Source organism: Candidatus Kurthia intestinigallinarum, assembly GCF_003991225.1.
GTDB classification, from domain to species: domain Bacteria; phylum Bacillota; class Bacilli; order Bacillales_A; family Planococcaceae; genus Kurthia; species Kurthia populi.
The window spans coordinates 1-1,397 of sequence record NZ_JTFC01000128.1; the positions used below are offsets into that span (position 1 = coordinate 1).

The window sequence follows — 1,397 nt, forward strand, 5'->3', positions numbered from 1 at the left end:
TGTATGAACCGCTGCTAATTTATCTTCTGCGCTCATTTTCCCCATAGAAAAACCGCACCTCCTTGTTAGTATGTCTAACAAATGAGGTGCAGTTCAATGCCACATAGAGAACGTTCAATCCAGCAGTTAAGACTACTACAAAGTGTTAGCTGTTTTTTATTTAATTAGATTCCCTTTGCACCAGAGTTAACACCCACAGCTATCAGACATGTTAACCTCTTGAGAGGAATCTGAAACAGGAAAGTTCATTTCTTTCCACGCTGCAATACCCCCCGTTAGCTCTTTTACCATATATCCACGTTCTAATAAAAACTTTGCTACCTTGGCAGCGGTGTTACACCAGACATCCCAACAGTAAACAATAATTTCCTTGTCTTTTGGTATTTCATTTAAACGAGCTTGCAGTTCTTGTTCGGGTATGACATTAGCATCCTTAATTTTTAAACTTCTTACATGAAGTGGGCCGTTTCTTACATCCAGCAAAAAATATTTATCTGGATCTATTTGTGTCAATCTCAAATAATCCATAGGGCTAATAGTTGCTTCCAAACGGGCATTAAAATAATCAAGTGCATTCATAATTGTGTTACCTCCAGTTTTAAAGTGTAGTCCAAATTTTAATGAGAAAATCCTTTAGCAATTGTCTTTCTTGATTATTTAAAGGGGCTAAAACTTCTAATTCAATATCGTTTAAAAATTCCCAACGCGAATCCAATAAATCCTTTCCTTTTGATGTAATCATAAGGCTGTAGGACCTTCTATCATTAGGATTCCTTGTCCTCTCTACAAAGCCTAAAGTTTCTAAATAATCAATGTGACTTACCATTGTTGTCCGATCAATTTGTAGATTTTCAGAAATATCTTTTTGTGATGAGTAAGGGTTTCCGTTAATAAATAAAAGAACTCCATATTGTCTAGCATTAATGTGATATGGGACAAGCCCCTCGGCGAATTTAGTTTCCATTCGCTGAAGAACCTTTCCGAGTAAAAAACCATAAGATTGATTCCATTTTTCCATTTAAATTATTCACCCCTAAAAATAATCACCTAAATATATAATCAGTTTAACTGATGAATTTTTAAATTTCAAGTTGTTTGTTTTTATATTTAATTTTCAATGAAATAATGTACCTTTTAACTTTATAAAGCATACAAAATAAACTTAACGTTCCCAAATCAAAGTTTGGGGGCATACTAAAAAGGCAGGAATGTTGTTAAATCAACGTTTCTGCCCTTTCTTATGGAACATTGTTTATGCGTGATTTTATGCACGTTTTTAAAAAGCCTTTCCTGACAATCGTTTAAGCGTATCTTCGTGATGATCGCACTTCTTACAATCTTGCATAAAATCCTGCATATCCTTAGCGTATGTTTTGCGCGTTTTGTCGGCAGGACTA

General features: G+C 34.6%; 2 protein-coding genes. Both read right to left on the bottom strand.

The annotated features are described in order from the left end of the window. Nucleotides 1–186: 186 nt before the first annotated feature. A complete protein-coding gene (locus tag QI30_RS19140) occupies nt 187–579 on the bottom strand; it encodes a rhodanese-like domain-containing protein (RefSeq protein WP_126992098.1) in 393 nt (130 codons plus the stop codon). 19 nt (nt 580–598) lie between these two features. Next, nucleotides 599–1,018, bottom strand: a complete 420-nt coding sequence (locus QI30_RS19145; protein WP_126992099.1) for a MarR family winged helix-turn-helix transcriptional regulator — start codon at nt 1,016–1,018, stop codon at nt 599–601. Between the last annotated feature and the right edge of the window lie 379 nt (nt 1,019–1,397).